Below are 1,105 nucleotides of genomic sequence, written 5' to 3' on the forward strand. Positions count from 1 at the left end.
ATCGGGCGGCTCATTATTTTTCGCTAACTACGTCCGAAAAATAATGTGACAAATGACAAATGACAAATGACCACAGGGGGGCGAGGTACTACGACCTCGCCCATGGGAATCCGATATCCGATACCGATACGTCGGGGTGGTTTGGAGGGGTTTCACCCCTCCATCTCGGCGGAGCCGAGCGGGCAAGGAAGAGGTGCCGCCGCCGATGACGCGCAGCAATCTCGACCGCTGGGAGGATTGCGGAGAAGCCCCGCAGGGCACGTCCTTAGCGCAGCTAAGGTCTAACGTGCTAGACTTTAGTCGGTTAAAATCTGACGTAAGGCGGTTCCGACATGGCACACATAGCGAAGTACAAGGCAACCTCGGTCGGGCACATGCTCGCCCACTACAGGCGCGATGCATCCAGCCTGGAGCGTGACAACATCGACCCGAGCCGCGTTAAAAACGACTTGGTTGTCGGGCACTACACGAACAAGGACGGGAAGCTTGTTGTGGGGCGCGTGAGGGCGCGTGAGGGCGAGCCGAACTGGGGCACGGTGGAACGGCGCATAGAGCGCGTGAACGAGGCGCAGAAGACCGCAGGGAAGCGCGCCACGCGCAAGGACGCGGTTGTCATGGCTGACGTTGTCGTGACGCTTCCAGACAACGTGCGGAAGGGCGATGAGGACAGGTTCTTTCGTCTCACGTACTGGTATCTGTCGAACAAGTTCGGCATCGACAACATGATGGGCGGCTACGTCCACAAGGACGAGGTGCTCAAGGACGGCACGCCCGCACGTGACCACATGCACGTGCCGTTCACGCCAATCCTCGATGGGCGATTTAACACAAGAAGATGTGCCCGCGCTCGTTCTATCAGTCGATGCACAAGGAGCTTGGCGACTACCTCGAAAGGCGTATGGGCTACCGCCCAGCAATCGAGCTTGACGAGGAGACGCGGGCGCAACGTGTCTACACCGACAAGGCTGTTGATATCGACAAGGTGCGCGGTGCGGTCGATAGGGCGGTCGTGCAACCTGCGGAGGACGAAGCGGCGCGAATCGTCGCGGCGGCTAAGGAAGAAGCCGCGCTTTGCTAAACGAAGCCGAAGCGCGCAAGGCCGATC

At 59.5% G+C, this 1,105-nt stretch carries 1 protein-coding gene; it reads left to right on the forward strand.

Annotation, left to right across the window (positions count from 1 at the left end; translation table 11 throughout):
* Positions 1–332: 332 nt before the first annotated feature.
* On the forward strand, positions 333–1,105 hold a 773-nt coding region (locus HMPREF9463_RS10210; RefSeq protein WP_035138991.1), incomplete at its 3' end, for a plasmid recombination protein.

Source organism: Collinsella sp. 4_8_47FAA, assembly GCF_000763055.1.
GTDB lineage: Bacteria > Actinomycetota > Coriobacteriia > Coriobacteriales > Coriobacteriaceae > Collinsella.